The following is a 19,263-nucleotide window of genomic DNA, read 5'->3' as shown; positions in this document are numbered from 1 at the left end:
TCAGGCCTTGACCGGCTCGACCGCCAACTCGGCAACGTCGCTGCGCTTGAGCAGCGCGTACAACACGGCGGTCAACAGGCTACCGGCGAGAATCGCCAACAGGTAGAGCAGCGCGTGGTTGATGGCGTTCGGGATCAATAGCACGAACAGCCCGCCATGGGGTGCCATCAGCTTGCAACCGAAGTACATCGACAAGGCACCGGTCAACGCCCCGCCGGCAATGCTGGCGGGAATCACCCGCAGCGGGTCTTTGGCCGCAAACGGAATTGCGCCTTCGGAAATGAAGCACAGCCCCAGCACCAAGGCGGCCTTGCCCGCTTCTCGCTCACTCTGGGCAAACTTGCGCCGTGCGATAAAACTGGCAATACCCAGCCCGATCGGCGGCACCATACCCGCCGCCATGGTCGCAGCCATCGGTGCATAACTCTGCGAGGCCAACAGCCCCACGGAAAACGCATACGCAGCCTTGTTGATCGGCCCGCCAAGGTCAACGCACATCATCCCGCCCAGCAGGATGCCGAGGAGAATGGCATTGGTGGTGCCCATGCTGTCGAGGAAATGGGTCAGCCCCGCGAGCATCTGCGCCACCGGCTGGCCGACCACATAGATCATCACCAGGCCCGTGAACAGGCTGGCCAGCAACGGAATGATCAGGATCGGCTTGAGCGCTTCCAGGCTGCTGGGCAGTCGCGCCCAGCGGTTGATGGCCTTGGCGCTGTACCCGGCGAGAAAACCGGCGACGATACCGCCAATGAACCCGGCACCCAGGGTGCTGGCCAGCAAGCCGCCAATCATGCCCGGCGCAAGGCCTGGGCGGTCGGCAATCGAGTAGGCGATGTAGCCGGCCAGCAACGGCACCATCAGCTTGAAGGCCGCCTCACCACCGATCTGCATCAGCGCCGCAGGTAACGTGCCTGGCTGTTTGAACGCCTCGATACCGAAAACAAAGGACAGGGCGATCAGCAAACCACCTGCCACCACCATCGGCAACATGAACGAAACACCGGTCAGCAGGTGCTTGTAGATACCGGTCTTCTCACCTTTGGCCGGTGCAGCCTGCCCGGCAGCCGACGCCGACTCCTGCTTGCCTTCGGCCAACGCTTTATCCAGGGTAGCGCGCGCCTGTTTCAGGGCAATGCCGGTGCCGCAGCGGTAGATCCGCTTGCCGGCAAAACGCTCGGTGGCCACTTCGATATCGGCGGCCAGCAACACCACATCCGCGTCGGCAATCGCCTGGGCGCTGAGCGGTGTGCGGGCGCCGACTGAACCCTGGGTTTCCACTTCAAGCTGGTAACCCAGTTGCTGCGCGGCCTGCTGTAACGCCTCGGCGGCCATAAAGGTGTGAGCCACACCGGTCGGGCAGGCGGTGATGGCGACAATGCGTTTGCCCTGTACGACGGGCGCCGCAGCCTCGACCACCGGCTGATAAACCTCGGCCTTCTGGGCCGCCTCGCGCAAGAAATGATCGACATCCTGCAGCGCTTGCGATGGGGTGCTGCGGAACAACCGCTTGCCGGCAAACCGTTGCAGGTCCAGCGGGCCGCTGCTGACCACCAGAACCCAGTCAGCCGCTTCGATATCCGCCGCCTGCAGTTGCCGCTCAGGGTGTGCCGGGTCGTGAACTTCGACGCTGGTGCCATAGCCCTGGCGGCGGGCCGCAGCCTCCAACAAGCGTGCACTGAGCACGCTGGAGACCATGGCGTTGGGACAAGCCGTGACAATCGCCAGTTTCATGTTCAACCCTCTTGTTCTGCTGCCGGGGTGTGGATACGGATCTCACGCTGCAACTGCACGAGGTACTGTGGGTCGGTAATGCCAAAGCCGATCTGGCTCACGGCCATGGCCGCAATGGCAGTTGCCCGCCGCAAGGTGGTCTTGGCGTCGTCGCCAGTCAGCAGCCCGTGGACCATGCCCGCCAACAACGAATCACCGGCACCCACGGTACTGGCGACCTTCACGCGGGGCGGCGAGGCGTGCAAGGTGGCCTGGGCGTTGAACCAGGTAACGCCCTCGGCCCCTTGAGAAATCACCACTTCCTCAATGCCCAGGTCCAGCAAACGGCGCGCTGCGGCGTGCTGCTCGGTAAAACTGTGCAGCGGCGTTTCCAGCACTTCAGCCAGTTCGTCGGTATTGGGCTTGACCAACCACGGCATGCTGGCAAGGCCGGCCCGCAAGGCCTCGCCACTGGTGTCCAGCGCCACCTTCAGCCCCAAGGCCTTGAGGCGGGCAAGCAGTTGTGCAAACCACTGCACGGTGACGCCAGGCGGCAGGCTACCGGCCACGACCACGGCGTCATGCCCCGGTGCGATGTGCTCAAGACGCTCCAACAGCGCCACAAAGGCCGATTCGTTGACCTCCGGCCCCGGGCCATTGATGTCCGTCACCCGCCCTGTGCCTTCGACCAGCTTGATATTGCTACGGGTCTGCCCCGGAACACGAATGAAGCCGTCAACAAAGCCACGCTGTACCATCAGCGCCTCAAACGGTTGAAGGTTATCCGCCCCCAGAAAACCGCTTACTGTCACCTGGTGCCCCAGGTCGGCCAGCACCTGAGCCACGTTGAGCCCTTTGCCAGCGGCATGAGCCTGCAGGCCTTTGCTGCGGTTGACGGTGCCCGGCTGCAAGTGCTCCAGCGTAACGGTGAGGTCCAGTGCCGGGTTTAGGGTCAGCGTCAGGATCTTGGCCATCAGAGTATCTCCACCAGCGCCCGCACATCGGCGGCGCTACCCTGAGCCAACGCGTCACGCGCCAACTGCCGGGTGTGTTCATAATTCAGTTCACGTACCTGAGCCTTGACCTCGGCGATGCTGCGCGCCGCCACGCTCAGTTCATCCACCCCAAGGCCCAGCAGGATTGGCACCGCCTGTGGGTCGGCCGCCAGTTCGCCGCATACCCCGACCCACTTGCCGTGGGCATGGGCCGCACGCACCGTCGTGTCGATCAAGTGCAGTACCGCAGGGTGCAGGCCATCGGCCTGGGCGGAAAGCGTCGGGTGACCACGGTCAATGGCCAGGGTGTACTGGGTCAGGTCATTGGTGCCGACGCTGAAGAAGTCCACTTCGCGGGCCAGCACCGGCGCCAGTATGGCCGCCGAAGGCACTTCGATCATGATCCCTACCTGCAGGTCGCTGACCTCGATTTCCTGACGCAGGCGCTCGACCATCGCCCGCGCTTCGCGCCACTCCTCCAACTGCCCGACCATCGGAAACATGATCCGCAGCGGGCGGTTGTCGGCAGCGCGCAACAGGGCCCGCAACTGGCTCTCCATGATCTGTGGCCGCTGTAGTGTCAGGCGAATACCGCGTACACCGAGGAACGGGTTTTCTTCCTGTTCGATCGGCCAGTAGGGCAACGGTTTGTCCCCCCCGACATCAAGGGTTCGCACCACCAGTGGCCGCCCGTCGAGACCATCGAGCACCTTGCGGTACTCCGCCTCCTGAGTCGCTTCATCGGGAGCGCTCTGGTGGGCCATGAAAATCAGCTCAGTGCGCAGCAAGCCGATGCCTTCGGCTCCGTGGTCGACCACCGCCGCGATACCCGCGCTTTCACCGATGTTGGCAAAGACTTCGATCGCGTGCCCATCCAGGGTGTGCGCCGGTTCCAGACGACGCGCACGGGCGGCCTGCAAACGCTGTTCACGACGATCACGCTCGGCCAGGGAGCGCTGCAACAGCGCAGGCTCGGGCGCCACATGCAAACGTCCGCGCTGGCCGTCGAGCAGCAACGGCGTGCCTTGGGCAATCAACAACACTGACGCCCCCGCCCCCACCACCGCAGGAATGCCAAGCGCACGGGCAACAATGGCGCTGTGCGCGGTAGCGCCCCCGCGGGCGGTAAGAATGCCGGCAACACGGGCCGGGTCAAGCCGGGCGACATCGGAAGGCCCAACCTCTTCCATGACCAGCACATAAGGTGCGTCCGGCAAGGCTACATCGGCCTCGCCACACAACTGCGCCAGCACCCGGCGACCGACGTCGCGCAGGTCGGCGGCACGTTCAGCGAGCAGGGCATCGTGCAGGGCTTCCTGCTGACGGGCTGCGCCATCGATTACTGCCATCCACGCGGCTTCGGCGCTTTCACCCTGGCGCAGACGCTGTTCAACCTCATCGCCCAGTTCGGGATCGTCGAGCATTTCCAGGTGGGTGATGAAGATTTCACGGATCGCCTTGGCCTGGCTGCGCTTGATCACCCCGTCGATATCGTCACGTACGGCCGCGAGCGCCTGCTGCAATCGCTCGCGCTCCACAGCAGGTGATTCACCGCGCAGTGGATAGTCGAATTCGCGCAACACCTGCACATGCGCCGGGCCGCTGGCGATTCCAGGGGCGGCCGCCACCCCTTGAATCAACGCACCTGCCACCGGGGCCTGAACCAGCGGTTGTATCACCTCGGCAACCACAGGCTCGGGCGCAAGAGTCGGCAACGGCTCGATCTCCTCGCCCAGCCCCTCTTCCACTGCGGCCAGCAAGGCCGGCAACGCGTCAGCCGCAATGCTTGGCTCGGCGATGAATTCCAGCACCTGCCCACGGTGAGCGCCCAGGCTAAGCAGCTTGCTCAAGCTCTTCGCCGAGACGGCAGCCTGGCCGGTTTCCGGCAAGCGCAGACGAATTTCGCCCTCAAAGGCCTTGGCCAACTGCGCAAGGATCTTGGCCGGGCGCGCGTGCAGGCCATGGGCATTGGCCAGGGTAATGCGTGCGCTAGGCCAGTCGACCGGCACTTCGCCACCCAATACTTCCAATACCGTGCGGCTGCTGGTGGCGCGGAACAGTTCCTGGCCACGGCCTTCGATCAGCAGTGTGCATAAACGTTCGAGCAGCGCCTGATGGGCTTCGCCCAGGCTGGCCAGACAGAACAACCCGTTCAAGGGCTGGCCCAGGTAACGCAGCGGTTGTGCCGGGGTTACGAACGCCAGGCCCGGTTGCCGCACCGTCTGCTCGCTGTGCAACCACCAAAGCCCATCGCCCAGCGGCAAGGCCTCGACTTGCTGGAGCACTGCCGCAAAGCCGTTCCCCACGCATTCGGCACGCCGCAGCAGGCGTGCACCGCGCCAGACCAGTTCCTCGAAATCTTCCGACGGCACGCCAAGGCCGATCAGTTGGGCATCCAGCGCCAACGCTTGCGGTGCGCCCTGCAGCAATTTCAACAGTGCTTCGGCAGAGGAGGCACGGCGCAGCGCCTCACCCAGGTCGGTTTCACCCAAGGCCCGGGTCAGCAGTTGCAGCAGCCGCAGGTGCTCATCGGATTTGGCGGCGATGCCAATGGCCAGGTAAACCTTCTGACCGTCGCCCCAGTCCACGCCTTCGGGAAACTGCAACAGCCGCACGCCGGTGGTATGCACCAGGTCGCGGGTCTGTGGAGTGCCGTGGGGAATGGCGATGCCCTGGCCAAGAAAGGTCGAGCCTTGTGTCTCGCGGGCCTGCAACCCGGCCAGGTAACCTTCGGCGACCAACCCGTCAGCGACCAGCAGGTCCGCCAACAGTTGCAGTGCGGCCGGTTTATCCACAGCCGTCTGGCCCATGGATATCTGCTCTACGGTGAGCTCGAGCATGACCCTCTCCTTTGCAGCGCCAGGTGGGCGCCGAGGTATTGTTGTGGATATTTCAGCACAGTCCTCAGAGGTCTGGCCTTGGCGCCGGTGGCTAGCAGGGCAGAAAAAGCGCCAGCTGAAACGTTTAATCTATAATGACGATCACGTTACTCGATAATCTGCGATCTATGAAGCCCCATCTTGTCGGGCAACTGCGACAATAGTCGTCTGCGCTACTGCGATGAGATCGGCGAAACTACCCAGTCAGGCTTCGCAGCCAAGACCTGGTAATAACAAGGATAATTCGGTGAAACTCAGCGATATCGCTCGCCTGGCCGGTGTGTCTGTGACCACCGCCAGCTATGTCATCAATGGCAAGGCCGAACAGCAACGCATCAGTAACAGTACTGTAGAGCGGGTGCGTGCAGTGGTCGATGCACATGGCTTCACGCCCAACCCACAGGCCGCGGGCCTGCGCAGCAGACACACGCGCACCCTGGGGTTCATCCTGCCTGATCTGGAAAACCCCTCCTACGCGTGCATCGCCAAACGGCTGGAGCAAGGCGCCCGCGCCCAGGGCTATCAGTTGCTGATCGCCAGCAGCGACGACAACCCCGAGAGCGAGCGGCAGTTGCAGCAGTTGTTCCGCGCACGCCGTTGTGATGCCTTGTTTGTCGCCACCTGCCTGCCAGAAGACGACGACAGCTATCGGCAATTGCAGGCTAAAGGCCTGCCGATCATTGCCATCGACCGTACGCTGGACGCCGCGCATTTCTGCTCGGTGGTCAGTGATGACCAGAACGCCAGCCTGCAGTTGACCCGCAGCCTGCTGGAATCGGCGCCCAAGCACATCGCCCTGATTGGTGCGCGTGCCGAACTGAGCGTCAGCCAGGCCCGTACCCGTGGCTTCGATCAGGCGCTGGAAGGCTTTACCGGCAGCATCAGCCACTATCAGGGCGAGGCCTTCAGCCGTGACTGCGGTCGCCGCCTGATGGGCGAACTGCTGGCCGATCTGGGCCGCCTGCCCGACGCACTGGCGACCACCTCCTACGTGCTGCTGCAAGGCGTGTTCGACGTACTGCAAAGCCGTCCAGCCGACTCCCGTGCTGTGCATCTGGGCACCTTTGGTGACACCCAGTTGCTGGACTTCCTGCCACTGCCAGTCAACGCCATGGCCCAGCAACACGGGCTGATCGCCGAAACGGCGCTGAAACTGGCTTTGGCGGCGGTTGAGAAAAACGATTACACACCGGGTGTCCATGCCATTGGCCGGACCTTCAAACAGCGAATCTTTGCGGCCTGACCATGCGCCTGATCGACACCCACACGCACCTGGACTTTCCGGACTTCGATGCTGACCGTACAGCATTGCTGGCCAATGCCCGGGCCCAGGGTGTCGAGCGCATGGTGGTGCTGGGGGTGTATCGGGACAACTGGCAACGGATCTGGGACCTGGTGCAAAGCGACGCACAGTTGTATGCCGCGTTTGGCCTGCATCCGGTGTACCTGGATGAGCACCGCGCCGAGGATCTGCTGGCACTGAAAGACTGGCTGAACCGCCTGCACGGCGCGCGCCAGCTGTGTGCAGTGGGTGAGTTTGGCCTGGACTACTACCTGGAAACCCTCGACCGGGATCGGCAACACGCCTTGTTTGAAGGCCAGTTACAGCTGGCAGCTGACTTCAACCTGCCAGCACTGCTGCATGTACGGCGCAGCCACGCTCAGGTCATTGCAACCCTCAAGCGCTACAAGCTGGCTCGCGGTGGAATAATCCACGCGTTTGCCGGCAGTTACGAAGAAGCCAGGGAGTACATCAAGCTGGGCTTCAAGCTCGGCCTGGGTGGCGCGGCCACCTGGCCACAGGCACTGCGCCTGCGCAAAACCATTGCGCGTTTGCCACTGGACAGCGTGGTACTGGAAACCGACGCCCCGGACATGGCACCGGTGATGTTTGCCGGGCTGCGCAACAGCCCGGAACACCTGCCACAGATTGCCACCGCGCTGGCCGAGCTGATGGGCATTGCGCCCGAGCAGTTGGCCGAGGCCAGCAGCCTCACGGCCTGTGAGCTGTTTGGCTGGTAACCCCTCGTACAGCGAACGTGCCTGATCCTAGACCCGAAACGCCCCAATCAAACGCTTGAGCTCCAGCACCTGGGTCGACAGTTGCCGGCTGGCATCTTCGGTCTGGTGCGCGCCGTCACTGGCATGCTCGGCGGCGCGGTTGATCTGCACGATGTTCTGGTCGATGTCATGGGCTACCGCGGTCTGCTGCTCTACCGCAGCGGCAATCTGCTGGTTCTGGTCGACGATCGTACCGACGGCACCCAGAATGTTCTCCAGCGCTTGCTGCACCTGCTCTGACTGGCCCACCGTCCCCGATGCCATCTGATGGCTGCTGTCCATCGCCTTGACCGCAGCGCCCACACCCCCCTGCAAGCGTGAAATCATGTGCTCGATTTCTTCGGTCGATTGCTGAGTGCGCTTGGCCAGTGTGCGCACCTCATCGGCCACCACGGCGAAGCCACGGCCTTGCTCGCCGGCGCGGGCCGCTTCGATAGCGGCGTTCAACGCCAGCAGGTTGGTCTGTTCGGCAATGCTCTTGATCACCTCCAGCACCCGGCTGATGGCCTGGCTGTCACTGGCCAACTGGTTGATCACCTGTACCGATTGATCAATCTCACTGGCCAGGCGGGCAATGCTGCCTTGCTGCAACGCCACCAGGCTGCGCCCACTGACGGTATCCCGATTGACCCCATGGGCGCTGTTGACCGCCGCCGCCGTGCTGCGTGCGACCTCCTGGGCTGTCGCCGACATCTGGTTCATCGCCGTGGCCACCTGTTCGATCTGCCCCCGCTGACCGCTGACCGCCTGGTTGCTGCGCGCCGAAACGGCATGCACCTGCCCGGCCTGGTACTCAACCTGCGCCACGGTCTGGCCAACCTGCTCGATCAGGTCGTGAATACGCCGCACCGTGGCATTGAACACCTGCCCCAACTCACCCAGCTCATCGCGGCTGTGGGCCTGGAAGTTCACGGTCATGTCACCAGCCGCCACCTCGTCCATCACAACGCCAAGACGCTTCAGCGTGCTGCGGGTCGAGGCATAGAAGCCGCTGTACAGGTAGACGATCAACAGGAATATGCCCGCCAGTGCCGCCACCAGCAGTGTCATGTGCTGACGGTATTCCCCCAGTCGCTGCTGCAACTCCAGGCGCAGAAAGTCCAGGGTTGCACTGTTGAGTTGGTAGGTCTGCGCCATCAAGTCGCTAGCCTGTTGATAAAAAGCTGGCCACGGCGCATCAAGGGTGTCGGCCATGACCACCTGCTCCTCGAACAGCTCACTGGCCTGCTTCAAAGTGGCCTGGCTGGCTGCAGCGTGCGCACCCAGGCTCGCCTTCGCCCGCGGTTCAGTGGCCAGGGCGTCCTGCACCTTGATCGCATAGTCCGCTGCGAGTTTGTCGAGGGCCTGTAGCAGTTCCTCGAAACGGGTACTGGAGGACGAATTGAGAAAGCCTTGACCAAGGGAATAGGCGCCCATGGCTCGCCCCTCACCCAAGGCCTGAGTGACCTGCGGGGTTGCGCTGATCAACAGCTCACTGAGTTGGCGGATGACACGCTCATCATCCTGGCTCAGCCCGGCCTGGCTGGCGATCAGCTTGCTCAGCACCTGGGCCTGGGCCAGCAGCTTGTCAAACAGGGCTGCCTTGCTCAACAAGGACGATTCGCTCTGCGCACGCTGGAACACGGCCAGCATTTCACTGCGTTTGTCCTCGAAGGCTCGCACCTGCGCCTCATCGACCGACACCGTGCTCAAACCCTGCAGGCGGGACAACAGTTGCTGTTCAAGGGCCGAGATTTTTACCTCGACATCTTCGGCCTTGCCCGACTGCCCCAGCACAGCATTGATCTGCACCAGGTTGCCCAAGGTTTCCAGATCACTGCGCAACATCAGGCTGCTGCCAAGCAGATCGAGGCTTTGCAGCTCGACACGGGTGGCATTGAGCTGGGCATACGCGTCGCGGACCAGATAGAAATTGGTCACCAGCATGGGCAGGAAAAACAGGACGCTGATCAGGCTGAACTTCATCCCGAAACTCAGGCGGTTCATCAGCGCAACGGCGGGATACAAGAGGCGCTTCACGGGTCGTCTCCTTGATTCTTATTGTTCTATAGGCGCAATGGCTCTAGGCCACCGGCGATGTTCACCAGGTCCTGTATAACGCATATCGATGCGGGGTTTTGTAACTTAAGGTTAACCGGCGGATCGAGCCCGAGCTCGATCCGCCATGGTTTCAGGCAAGGACGGTCCAGAGGGCGAAGCCGGCGTACCAGAGTACGGCGGAACGCAGCAGCAGTTCCCAGAGGGTGTCCAGATCGGCAAGGCCATCAGGGCCGACCGCTGCGCCCTGAGAGAGCTCACCCGCCGCACGGCCGGCGATGTGAATCAGCCGACCGGCGCTGATGTGCCAGTTCAGCAATTCGTGCAACAACGCACGGCTGACCGCAACGAAATTGCCGACCAAGGCAAAACTCAAGGCCAACAAGCGTACGGGCAGCCAATCGAAGGCATGCCGTACCTGCCCTGCACAGTCACGCAATGCCTCGTTACGCGCATGAGCCGCCGTCAGTGCCAACAGGCGGTAACCCAACGCGATGGCCGGGCCCAGCAGGAAGTACCAGAAAATCACCGCGAACAGGCTCTGGTAGGCCTGCCACAGCAGATGCCCTTCAACCCGCTCAATCAACATGGTTTCATTGTCAGCGGCCAAGCCCAGATCACGTTCAGCCACATGCAGTGCGGCCTGCTCATCGCCACGCCGCCACGCATCGCGAAATGCGCCCAGCGACGCCTTCACATCACCACGTCCCAAGCTGTAAATCAGCACCAGCAAGTGGATCGGAAAGACCAGCAAACCATACGCCACCGGTTCCAGCGCATGCACGAGCAACGCCAGCAACGCCACCGGCAGCAGCACCAGAATGCCCAGCGCCCACCACGGATGGGTTTTGCCGCTACGCTCCAGTCGTGCCAACTCGCCAAGAAAGAAGCCATCGCGTTGCAGGCGCTGACGCAATGCCGAAAACTTCTCGATCCACAACACCAGCAACAACACCAGAAAACTCATGATTTCTCCTCGCTATCCTGCAGGGCGGCGCGGTAACGCGCCCAATCAAAGGCTGGGCCCGGATCCGTCTTGCGACCCGGGGCAATCTCACTGTGGCCGCGAATCCGTTCGCGGCTAATCGCTGGCCAGGCCGCCTGCAGTTGCCGGGTCAGCACCTGCAAGGCCTGATACTGGGCATCGGTGAAGGGCATATCGTCGGTGCCCTCCAGTTCGATACCCAAAGAAAAGTCGTTACACCCTTCGCGACCGTCAAATGCCGAGACACCGGCGTGCCAGGCCCGATCCAGGCAGGACACGAACTGGGTGACGGCACCATCACGCTCGATCAAAAAATGCGCAGAAACGCGCAAGGTCTTGATGGTTTCGAAAAACGGGTGCTCGTCAGGGTCCAAACGGTTCTGGAAGAACGCCTGAACCTTGCCGGTGGCGAATTGCGCTGGCGGCAAGCTGATATTGTGGATCACCAGCAGGGAAATGGCTTCGCCATCAGGGCGGGCGTTAAAGTTTGGCGAAGGGCAATGGGTGATGCCGGCAACCCAGCCGGTAGCACGGTCCAACTGCATAGAAATTCCTGAAAGCAACCCAAAGACAATGCCAGTATGCCCCGGCGCACAGGCAGATGTATCGTGAAAAAGTGTGTTCTCGAGTAGCCAAACCCTGCACAACACGCCGCTTGTTTGCTGCAACCCCGGCACGGGCTGACCTATAATCCCGGCCACTTAGCTTGTGGAGCCCGCCATGCCGAATTTACGCCTCGCCGATCTGACTGCCGAAATCGAAGCCAACGTGCGCCGTGCGTTGCTCGAAGACATTGGCAGCGGCGACATCACTGCCCAACTGATCCCCGCCGAACGCCTGGCCAAGGCCACCATCATCACCCGTGAGAACTGCGTCATCAGCGGTACGGCATGGGTGGATGCGGTGTTCCGCCAACTCGACCCTCGGGTGGCGGTGCATTGGCAGGTCAAGGACGGCGACCGGGCCAGGCCCAACCAGATCCTGTTCACCCTTGAAGGGCCGGCACGCTCGCTGCTCAGTGGTGAGCGCAGCGCCTTGAACTTCCTGCAGTTGCTCTCCGGTGTTGCCACCCACGCGCAGTTCCTCGCTGACAAGGTTGCCCATACCCAGGTCAAACTGCTCGACACCCGCAAGACGCTTCCAGGCCTGCGCCTGGCGCAGAAGTATGCCGTCACCTGCGGCGGCTGCCACAACCACCGGATCGGCCTCTACGACGCCTTCCTGATCAAGGAAAACCACATTGCGGCCAGCGGCGGCATCGCCGAAGCGATCACCGCGGCACACCGCATCGCCCCCGGCAAACCCGTGGAAATCGAAGTGGAAAGCCTGGCCGAGCTTAAACAGGCACTGGACGCTGGTGCCGACATCATCATGCTCGACGAACTGAGCCTGGACGACATGCGCGAAGCCGTCCGCCTGAACGCTGGCCGAGCCAAACTCGAAGCCAGTGGCGGGATCAACGAAAGCACCCTGCTGGTGGTCGCCGAAACGGGGGTGGACTACATATCCATCGGTGCCATGACCAAGGACGTCAAGGCGGTGGATCTGTCGATGCGCCTTAGCCTGTAAGGGCTCAGAGGGCTTACCGCACCTACGCGGCCCCTGGCCTGAAAAAACAAACCCCCGCTCAAAGGCGGGGGTTTGTCATCTACCTGCGCAGAATCAATGTGCCGCGTTCTGCAGGCCATCCAGGTAGCGCTCGACGTCCAGTGCAGCCATGCAACCGGCACCGGCCGAGGTAATCGCCTGGCGGTACACGTGGTCAGCCACGTCACCGGCAGCAAACACACCCTCGATGTTGGTGGCAGTGGCGTTGCCGTCACGGCCGCCGTTGACTACCAGGTAGCCGTCCTTGAGGGTCAGTTGGCCTTCGAACAGCGACGTGTTCGGGGTATGGCCAATGGCGATGAACACGCCGTCGACCTTGATGTCTTCGCTGCTGCCATCGTTGTTCTTCAGACGCGCACCAGTCACGCCCATGTCGTCACCCAGCACTTCGTCCAGCGTGGCGTTGAGCTTCAGCACGATCTTGCCTTCGGTCACACGGGCGTGCAGCTTGTCGACCAGGATCTTCTCGGCACGGAAGGTCTCGCGGCGGTGAACCAGAGTGACCTTGCTGGCAATGTTGGCCAGGTACAGGGCTTCCTCGACAGCGGTGTTACCACCACCCACTACCGCCACCTCACGGTTGCGGTAGAAGAAACCGTCACAGGTAGCGCAGGCCGAAACACCTTTGCCCATGAAGGTTTCTTCCGACGGCAGGCCCAGGTAGCGAGCGCTGGCACCGGTGGCGATGATCAGTGCATCACAGGTGTAGGTGGCGCTGTCACCTTTGAGGGTGAACGGCTTTTGCGCCAGGTCTACGGCGTTGATGTGGTCGAACACCACTTCAGTCTCGAAACGCTCGGCGTGCTCCTGCATACGCTGCATCAGTGCCGGGCCGGTCAGGCCGTGGGCGTCGCCCGGCCAGTTGTCGACTTCGGTGGTAGTGGTCAACTGGCCACCAGCCTGCATGCCGGTGATCAGCAGCGGCTTGAGGTTGGCACGGGCAGCGTACACCGCGGCGCTGTAACCGGCAGGGCCGGAACCGAGGATGATCACTCGCGAATGACGTACTTCAGACATGACACTCTCCTGTCGACCTGGCCTGTAGCGGCCAGTGTCGTAACGCCGGGATCGCCGGCTGGAATAAAAAAGAACCTGCGAAGCACTTGGGGAAGGCTTTTGGCCGCAGGTCCTGAAAACAGCGGGTTACAGGCTCTTGGCGTTTTCCGCCAGGTAGTCGGCAACACCCTTGGCATCGGCCTTCATGCCTTTCTGGCCTGGACGCCAGCCGGCCGGGCACACTTCACCGTACTGTTCGGTGAACTGCAGGGCTTCGACCAGACGAATCATCTCGTCGACTTCACGACCCAGCGGCAGGTTGTTGACCACCTGATGCTGCACCACGCCTTTCTGGTCGATCAGGAACGAAGCGCGCAGAGCAACGCCAGCGTCATGCTCGATACCATAGGCACGGGTGATTTCGTGTTTAACGTCAGCGACCATGGTGAATTCGACTTCGCCAATGCCGCCCTTCTCCACCGGCGTGTTGCGCCAGGCGTGGTGGGTGAACTGCGAGTCGATGGAAACACCGACCACTTCAACACCCAGCTCACGGAACTTGTCCATACGGTTGTTGTGGGCAATGATTTCCGACGGGCAGACGAAGGTGAAGTCCAGCGGCCAGAAGAACAGCACGACGTATTTGCCGCGCAGGGAGGAAAGCTTGAAGCTGTCAACGATCGAACCGTCACCCAGCACTGCCGCGGCATCGAAATCAGGGGCTTGCTTGTTAACCAGAATGCTCATGAAAACTCCTTGAAGATTGAATTCGAAGGCGTTGAAAAGTTGTGCGCACTGTAGCGAGGTGGCAGAGATTAAGGAAATATCCTTAGACAATCTACCTTATAGACGACCTCTATTTACCGTCTTGGGAATGGCCTGATCCTCTATGACCTACGGGTCACAAGCGACCTCGGCTTTTGTTACATCGCGTGTCGCCAAGCCTTGCCGGCTTTCACCGGGTGCCCAAACTGGGTAATGTCAGCGCGTTTTATCCTCACGCGGAGCCTTCTATGCAAGCCCCTGTTCTTTCTGGCCCGGACTACCTGCGCCAGGGCTTAAAACTGGTACTCAGCCCGGGCCTGCGACTGTTCGTGTTGCTGCCTTTGACGATCAACCTGGTACTGTTTTTCGGCCTCATCTACCTTGCCGGACACCAGTTCAGCCTGTGGGTCGACACGTTGATGCCCAGCCTGCCGAACTGGCTGAGTTTTCTCAGCTATATCCTGTGGCCGCTGTTTGTCGTGCTGGTAGCGCTGATGGTGTTCTTCACCTTCACCCTGCTCGCCAATATCATCGCCGCCCCGTTCAATGGCTTTCTGGCTGAAAAGGTCGAAGCGGTAATACGCGGCAGCGATCAGTCGCCGCCGTTCAGTTGGAGCGAACTGGTCGCCATGGTGCCGCGCACGCTGAGCCGTGAGCTGCGCAAACTGGGCTACTTCCTGCCACGCACCATCGCCCTGTTCATCCTGTCGCTGATTCCGGTGGTCAACCTGATCGCGGCGCCGTTGTGGCTGGTGTTCGGGATCTGGATGATGGCCATTCAATACATCGACTACCCGGCCGACAACCACAAGCTGGGCTGGAACGAAATGCTCGCCTGGCTGCGGGAAAAACGCTGGAAGAGCCTGAGCTTCGGCGGCTCGGTGTACCTGGCGCTGCTGATCCCGTTCGTCAACATCCTGATGATGCCGGCGGCGGTAGCGGGGGCCGTGGTGTTCTGGGTACGTGAAGACGGTGACAAGGCGCTAGCGCCGACGAAGGTACACTAACGCCTTGATACGGCCTGCCTTCTGGCAGGCCGTATCGCTTCTGGTCAGGCTGGCATCAGCTCGCCAGGTGGCTGGAGAACTGGCCTACCGCGCTGACAACGCGCTTGGCGCCGTCCTGAATCTCGACAATCACCGTTCCGGTCTGCCCGACCAGCTCCAGGCCTTGTTCGGCCTGACGCTTGCTGCTGTCGATAATGTCCACTGCGGCTTTGGCCAGTTGTTCGTTCTGCTGCACCACCCGGGCGATTTCCTCGGTGGCGGCGCTGGTACGCGACGCCAATTGCCGTACTTCGTCGGCAACCACCGCGAAACCACGGCCTTGTTCGCCCGCGCGAGCGGCTTCAATGGCCGCGTTGAGCGCCAGCAGGTTGGTTTGCCCGGCAATGTCGCTGATGGTCTTGATGATCGAGCCGATCACCTGAGACTGCTTGTCCAATGCCTCGATACCCTCCGCTGCATCCTGCATGTAGGCCTCAAGGCCACGCATGACTTCAACGGTATTGCTCACAACTTCGGCGCCCTTCTGAGCGCTGGCGTCGGTCTGCTGAGAGGTCTCGTAGGCAATGTTGGCTGCCTCGGCAACAGCTTGTTCCTGCTTGACCTGATCGGTGATTACCGTGGCGAACTTGACCACTTTGTACAGCACGTCGTGCGCATCGATGATCGGGTTGTAGGACGCCTCCAGCCAGACTTCACGCCCATGGGCATCAATGCGCTTGAAACGGTCAACGATGAACTCGCCACGGCGCAGCTTGTCCCAGAACGCCTGATAATCGGGCGAGTTGTAATCTTCCGGCGTACAGAACACCCGGTGGTGCTTGCCGCGCAGCTTCTCGAGGGTATAACCCATCGTCTGCAGAAAGCGGTCATTGGCCGTGAGCACTTCGCCGTCGAGATTGAACTCGATCACAGCCGTAGAGCGCATCAGCGCATTGATCAGGCTTTCATGCTCACGAGAGGTTTCAATGGTGCGGGTCAGGTCGCTGGAGTGCAGCGTAAAGTACTGAAGCCGCCCTGCACTGTTCTTGACTGGCTGCAAAATCGAACGCAGCCAGGCTTCCTCACCGTTGCCACGCAGCAGACGGAAAGCACCATTGAGGTGTTCACCGCGGGTGATGGCACCCCTCATTTTCGTGTAAAAATCGAGCTGTTTGACGTGGGACGGAACGATTTCTTCGATGTTGCGGCCAACCAACTGGCTGCTGTCGTACAGCATCTCTTTCTCGAAGTTGCTGTTGACCGACTCGATACGGCCCTGCGGGTCTAGGTGCAGTACCAGCATCTCACTGTCGAGGCTGCTTTTGACCTGCTCCATGGAAAGCAGGTCTTCACGCAGCTGGAGGATTTCTTTTTTCAGTTTGCTGTTGAACATTACCGCCCCTGGAGCGCAAGACCTTCAATTGAATGCATCTGCATCGGCCGATTGTTCGACATTCTTGAGCGCACCGGTGCGAAATATTTCAGTCACACAAGCCCCGAGGTCAGGCGTCACAAAGCCGTCATGCCACCGTCACGCCTGCGCAATCCGCGGGCATGAAACTGTACGTCATGACAGCACATACCTTGCGCATCGCCCTGGTCAGCGAGACCTTCCCACCCGAAATCAACGGGGTCGCCAACACGCTGGGCCGCCTCAGCGAGGGCCTGCGCTCACGCGGGCATGATGTCGAACTGGTGCGCCCGCGCCAGGCAAGTGATTTACCTGGCACAGGCGACGACCAGGCACTGTTGTGCCGTGGCTGGCCACTGCCCGGCTACCCCGGCTTGCAATGGGGCCAGGTGTCGATGCACAAACTCCTGCGTCACTGGCGCCGGCAGCGCCCGGACGTGCTGTACATCGCGACCGAAGGCCCCCTCGGCTTGAGCGCCCTTCGGGCTGCACGGCGCCTGGGGATTGCCGTGGTCAGTGGCTTTCACACCAACTTTCAGCTGTACACCGCCCCATACGGTCTGGGCCTGCTGAAGCATGCACTCACCCACTACCTGCGCTGGTTTCACAACCGCACGCACACCACCCTGGTACCGAGTATCAGCCAGCGCCAGACACTGCAACGACGAGGTTTCGAGCGCCTGGGCCTGCTCGCCCGCGGTGTCGACAGCCACCTGTTCAACCCGGCGCGACGCAGCCAGACGCTGCGTGAACACTGGGGGTTGGGTAACGAGGACATTGCCCTGATGTACGTCGGGCGATTGGCTGTGGAAAAGAACCTGGGCCTGTTACGCCGCAGTGTCGAGGCGCTGTGCCAGGCTTATCCACAGCGGCGCATCAGGCTGATTGTGGTCGGCGACGGCCCTCAGCGGGCTGCACTGGAACAGCAACTGCCACAGGCGGTTTTCTGTGGTGCCCAACGCGGCACGGCCTTGGCCGAACACTATGCGTCCGGGGATATCTTCCTGTTCCCCAGCCTCACGGAAACCTTCGGCAATGTCGTGCTTGAAGCCCTGGCGTCAGGGCTGGGGGTCGTTGCCTACGATGAAGCCGCTGCGGCTCAGCATATCCGCCACGGGCACAGTGGCGCACTGGCCATGCCAGGTGACGAGAATGCATTCATCGACGCCGCCAGTTGGCTACTTGAAGACAGTGAGACCTTGCGCCGGGTACGCCTGAATGCTCGCCAACATGCCAGCCGCCAATGCTGGCCAGCGATTGTCGAGCAATTCGAGGCCTACTTGCGTACAGCGTGCGAACAAGCGGCCAGCGTGCGCCAACCACCTGTCCCACTGACGATCAAACCGGGCTCATCCGCACCTCACGGGTGAACGAAATCGCCCGTTAGAACGGGTTAGCCCAGGGCTTTCTCGATCGCCTGCACCACGGTCGGATCATCCGGCGCGGTACGCGGAGCAAAGCGGGCCAACACCCGACCATCCTTGCCAACCAGAAATTTTTCGAAGTTCCAGGTGATATCGCCTGGGAACTCCGCGCCTTCGCCAGCCAGCAAACGGTACAGGGGGTGTCGCTGCGGACCGTTAACGTCCAGTTTGCTGCCCAGAGGGAAATTCACCCCATAGTTAAGGCTGCAAAAGGCCTGGATCTCGCTCTCGGTGCCCGGCTCCTGCCCGGCAAACTGGTTGCACGGCAAGCCCAGCACGTTGAAACCCTTGGCTTTGTACTGCTGATAGAGGTTTTCCAGCGCAGCGTATTGCGGCGTCAACCCACACTTGGAGGCGACGTTGACCACCAGCACCACCTGGCCCTTGAAGGGCGCCAGGGGTAACTCCTGGCCATCCAGCGCTTGCAACTTCAGGTCGTGAAATACACTCATGACTAACTCCTCTATTGCCAATCCGGGCCACGGCGCCCTTTTGGCTCGCCCACTAAAAAGGCGCCCGGGCTGATCGCAGGTCCCAGTGGGTGCCTGACCGATCGTCCCGACCGCCTTCGCGACTTCCTGAGCTTAGCGCAGAAAATCAGTGGTGATGACCACCTTCGCCGTGGATGTGGCGATGCGCGATTTCTTCTTCGCTGGCGTCACGAACGTCAACCACTTTGACCTGGAAGGTCAGGCGCTGGCCAGCCAGTGGGTGGTTGCCATCGACGGTAACGTCGTCGCCGTCCAGATCACGGATGGTGACGATCTGCATTTGGCCGTCCGGCGCCGAAGCGTGGAACTGCATGCCGACTTCCAGCTCGTCGACACCTTCGAACATGCTGCGGTTCAGGGTGCTGACCAGTTCAGCCAGGTATTCGCCGTAGGCATCTTCAGGTTCGATGGCAACGTTCAGTTCCTCACCGGCTTTCTTGCCTTCCAGAGCCTTCTCCAGGCCCGGGATGATGTTGCCTGCGCCATGCAGGTAGACCAGCGGAGCGCCGCCGGCGGAGCTGTCGATGACCTCACCAGCGTCGTTGGTCAGGGTATAGTCGATGGAGACAGCCTTGTTGGCGGCGATCAGCATGGGGCGAGACCTTTTGCAGAAGAATATAGAGCCATAAGTGTAACCAAGGCCTCGTCCGAAAGCGAACGTAACCCAGACAAACGGAATACCATGAGCGACAGCCGCATTCTCGGTTTTCATCAGGACGAGGACGGCCACTGGGTGGTCGAATTGTCCTGCGGCCATACTCAGCACCTGCGCCACCAGCCGCCCTGGCAATCGCGCGCGTGGGTGCTGGACGCCGACCAGCGCCAACAGCGTATCGGCCAGCCTTTTTCCTGCGGCTGGTGCGCGCAGGGTGTCGATAGCGATACCCTTGGCAATTGATTCTTTTGCACAGC

The 19,263-nt window shown here is 61.5% G+C and carries 16 protein-coding genes and 1 pseudogene; 6 read left to right on the top strand and 11 right to left on the bottom strand.

What is annotated here, in order from left to right; genetic code table 11:
- The 3 genes from UIA24_RS00820 to ptsP are packed head-to-tail and all read right to left on the bottom strand — an operon-like array spanning nt 1 to nt 5,548.
- Nucleotides 1-1,734: a PTS fructose-like transporter subunit IIB gene (locus UIA24_RS00820; protein ID WP_330521955.1), complete on the bottom strand. Its 1,734-nt coding sequence runs from the start codon at nt 1,732-1,734 to the stop codon at nt 1-3.
- Between the two features lie 2 nt (nt 1,735-1,736).
- Nucleotides 1,737-2,687, bottom strand: coding sequence for a 1-phosphofructokinase (pfkB, locus tag UIA24_RS00815; RefSeq protein ID WP_099773575.1), 951 nt, complete (start codon nt 2,685-2,687; stop codon nt 1,737-1,739).
- The gene (gene ptsP, locus UIA24_RS00810; RefSeq protein ID WP_330521954.1) at nt 2,687-5,548 is read right to left on the bottom strand and encodes a phosphoenolpyruvate--protein phosphotransferase; all 2,862 of its coding nucleotides are present in this window, start codon (nt 5,546-5,548) and stop codon (nt 2,687-2,689) included. The genes pfkB and ptsP overlap by 1 nt, the downstream gene beginning before the upstream one ends.
- Before the next feature lie 286 nt (nt 5,549-5,834).
- Between ptsP and cra the strand changes: the two genes are divergently transcribed.
- Nucleotides 5,835-6,830 (top strand): catabolite repressor/activator, encoded by a 996-nt coding sequence (gene cra, locus UIA24_RS00805; protein ID WP_330521952.1) that lies wholly within the window; start codon nt 5,835-5,837, stop codon nt 6,828-6,830.
- A gap of 2 nt (nt 6,831-6,832) precedes the next feature.
- Nucleotides 6,833-7,609 carry a TatD family hydrolase gene (locus tag UIA24_RS00800; RefSeq protein ID WP_330521951.1) on the top strand — a complete coding sequence of 259 codons (777 nt, stop codon included), beginning with the start codon at nt 6,833-6,835 and terminating at the stop codon, nt 7,607-7,609.
- A gap of 27 nt (nt 7,610-7,636) precedes the next feature.
- Here the strand turns inward: UIA24_RS00800 and UIA24_RS23160 are convergent, their stop codons facing one another.
- The 3 genes from UIA24_RS23160 to ampD form a co-directional block, all read right to left on the bottom strand.
- Nucleotides 7,637-8,341: a methyl-accepting chemotaxis protein gene (locus tag UIA24_RS23160; protein WP_442963000.1), complete on the bottom strand. Its 705-nt coding sequence runs from the start codon at nt 8,339-8,341 to the stop codon at nt 7,637-7,639.
- 1,477 nt (nt 8,342-9,818) lie between these two features.
- Entirely contained in the window at nt 9,819-10,652 is an 834-nt protein-coding gene (gene ampE / locus UIA24_RS00790) for a regulatory signaling modulator protein AmpE (protein WP_099773570.1), read from the bottom strand.
- Complete coding sequence (gene ampD, locus UIA24_RS00785) at nt 10,649-11,215, bottom strand: 1,6-anhydro-N-acetylmuramyl-L-alanine amidase AmpD (RefSeq protein WP_099773569.1); 567 nt, start codon at nt 11,213-11,215, stop codon at nt 10,649-10,651. The genes ampE and ampD overlap by 4 nt, the downstream gene beginning before the upstream one ends.
- Nucleotides 11,216-11,390: 175 nt before the next feature.
- Here ampD and nadC point away from each other — a divergent pair, with 175 nt between their 5' ends.
- On the top strand, nt 11,391-12,239 hold the full coding sequence (gene nadC / locus UIA24_RS00780) for a carboxylating nicotinate-nucleotide diphosphorylase (RefSeq protein WP_102051869.1): 849 nt from the start codon (nt 11,391-11,393) through the stop codon (nt 12,237-12,239).
- A gap of 93 nt (nt 12,240-12,332) precedes the next feature.
- On the opposite strand, the gene trxB is transcribed toward nadC, so the two are convergent.
- Both trxB and UIA24_RS00770 read right to left on the bottom strand, forming a co-directional pair.
- Nucleotides 12,333-13,295 (bottom strand): thioredoxin-disulfide reductase, encoded by a 963-nt coding sequence (gene trxB, locus UIA24_RS00775; protein WP_099773567.1) that lies wholly within the window; start codon nt 13,293-13,295, stop codon nt 12,333-12,335.
- Nucleotides 13,296-13,421: 126 nt separating this feature from the next.
- On the bottom strand, nt 13,422-14,021 hold the full coding sequence (locus UIA24_RS00770) for a peroxiredoxin (protein ID WP_330521949.1): 600 nt from the start codon (nt 14,019-14,021) through the stop codon (nt 13,422-13,424).
- A 266-nt stretch (nt 14,022-14,287) separates the two neighbouring features.
- On the opposite strand from UIA24_RS00770, the gene cysZ reads away from it, so the two are divergent.
- The gene (gene cysZ, locus UIA24_RS00765) at nt 14,288-15,046 is read left to right on the top strand and encodes a sulfate transporter CysZ (protein ID WP_330521948.1); all 759 of its coding nucleotides are present in this window, start codon (nt 14,288-14,290) and stop codon (nt 15,044-15,046) included.
- A gap of 55 nt (nt 15,047-15,101) precedes the next feature.
- Here cysZ and UIA24_RS00760 read toward each other — a convergent pair whose 3' ends face one another.
- Nucleotides 15,102-16,418: a methyl-accepting chemotaxis protein gene (locus tag UIA24_RS00760; protein ID WP_330521947.1), complete on the bottom strand. Its 1,317-nt coding sequence runs from the start codon at nt 16,416-16,418 to the stop codon at nt 15,102-15,104.
- A gap of 176 nt (nt 16,419-16,594) precedes the next feature.
- Between UIA24_RS00760 and UIA24_RS00755 the strand changes: the two genes are divergently transcribed.
- Nucleotides 16,595-17,806: a glycosyltransferase family 4 protein gene (locus UIA24_RS00755; protein WP_330521946.1), complete on the top strand. Its 1,212-nt coding sequence runs from the start codon at nt 16,595-16,597 to the stop codon at nt 17,804-17,806.
- Nucleotides 17,807-17,829: 23 nt separating this feature from the next.
- Here the strand turns inward: UIA24_RS00755 and UIA24_RS00750 are convergent, their stop codons facing one another.
- Nucleotides 17,830-18,312 (bottom strand): glutathione peroxidase, encoded by a 483-nt coding sequence (locus UIA24_RS00750; protein WP_065759115.1) that lies wholly within the window; start codon nt 18,310-18,312, stop codon nt 17,830-17,832.
- 145 nt (nt 18,313-18,457) lie between these two features.
- The gene (locus UIA24_RS00745) at nt 18,458-18,943 is read right to left on the bottom strand and encodes an FKBP-type peptidyl-prolyl cis-trans isomerase (RefSeq protein ID WP_065759116.1); all 486 of its coding nucleotides are present in this window, start codon (nt 18,941-18,943) and stop codon (nt 18,458-18,460) included.
- Here UIA24_RS00745 and UIA24_RS00740 point away from each other — a divergent pair.
- A pseudogene (locus UIA24_RS00740) lies at nt 18,912-19,249 on the top strand (DUF3565 domain-containing protein). The gene UIA24_RS00745 and the pseudogene UIA24_RS00740 overlap by 32 nt on opposite strands.
- Nucleotides 19,250-19,263: the final 14 nt, after the last annotated feature.

The organism is Pseudomonas sp. AL 58 (assembly GCF_036348395.1).
Classification (GTDB): domain Bacteria; phylum Pseudomonadota; class Gammaproteobacteria; order Pseudomonadales; family Pseudomonadaceae; genus Aquipseudomonas; species Aquipseudomonas defluvii.
This window is presented reverse-complemented; position numbering and strand designations above follow the sequence as displayed.

Bases quoted from the DNA above. Each gene is read 5' to 3' on its own strand.
- UIA24_RS00820 (WP_330521955.1), bottom strand. From the start codon at position 1,734: ATGAAACTGGCGATTGTCACGGCTTGTCCCAACGCCATGGTCTCCAGC.
- pfkB (WP_099773575.1), bottom strand. From the start codon at position 2,687: ATGGCCAAGATCCTGACGCTGACCCTAAACCCGGCACTGGACCTCACC.
- ptsP (WP_330521954.1), bottom strand. From the start codon at position 5,548: ATGCTCGAGCTCACCGTAGAGCAGATATCCATGGGCCAGACGGCTGTG.
- UIA24_RS00800 (WP_330521951.1), top strand. From the start codon at position 6,833: ATGCGCCTGATCGACACCCACACGCACCTGGACTTTCCGGACTTCGAT.
- UIA24_RS23160 (WP_442963000.1), bottom strand. From the start codon at position 8,341: ATGTCGGCGACAGCCCAGGAGGTCGCACGCAGCACGGCGGCGGCGGTC.
- ampE (WP_099773570.1), bottom strand. From the start codon at position 10,652: ATGAGTTTTCTGGTGTTGTTGCTGGTGTTGTGGATCGAGAAGTTTTCG.
- ampD (WP_099773569.1), bottom strand. From the start codon at position 11,215: ATGCAGTTGGACCGTGCTACCGGCTGGGTTGCCGGCATCACCCATTGC.
- nadC (WP_102051869.1), top strand. From the start codon at position 11,391: ATGCCGAATTTACGCCTCGCCGATCTGACTGCCGAAATCGAAGCCAAC.
- trxB (WP_099773567.1), bottom strand. From the start codon at position 13,295: ATGTCTGAAGTACGTCATTCGCGAGTGATCATCCTCGGTTCCGGCCCT.
- UIA24_RS00770 (WP_330521949.1), bottom strand. From the start codon at position 14,021: ATGAGCATTCTGGTTAACAAGCAAGCCCCTGATTTCGATGCCGCGGCA.
- cysZ (WP_330521948.1), top strand. From the start codon at position 14,288: ATGCAAGCCCCTGTTCTTTCTGGCCCGGACTACCTGCGCCAGGGCTTA.
- UIA24_RS00760 (WP_330521947.1), bottom strand. From the start codon at position 16,418: ATGTTCAACAGCAAACTGAAAAAAGAAATCCTCCAGCTGCGTGAAGAC.
- UIA24_RS00755 (WP_330521946.1), top strand. From the start codon at position 16,595: ATGACAGCACATACCTTGCGCATCGCCCTGGTCAGCGAGACCTTCCCA.
- UIA24_RS00750 (WP_065759115.1), bottom strand. From the start codon at position 18,312: ATGAGTGTATTTCACGACCTGAAGTTGCAAGCGCTGGATGGCCAGGAG.
- UIA24_RS00745 (WP_065759116.1), bottom strand. From the start codon at position 18,943: ATGCTGATCGCCGCCAACAAGGCTGTCTCCATCGACTATACCCTGACC.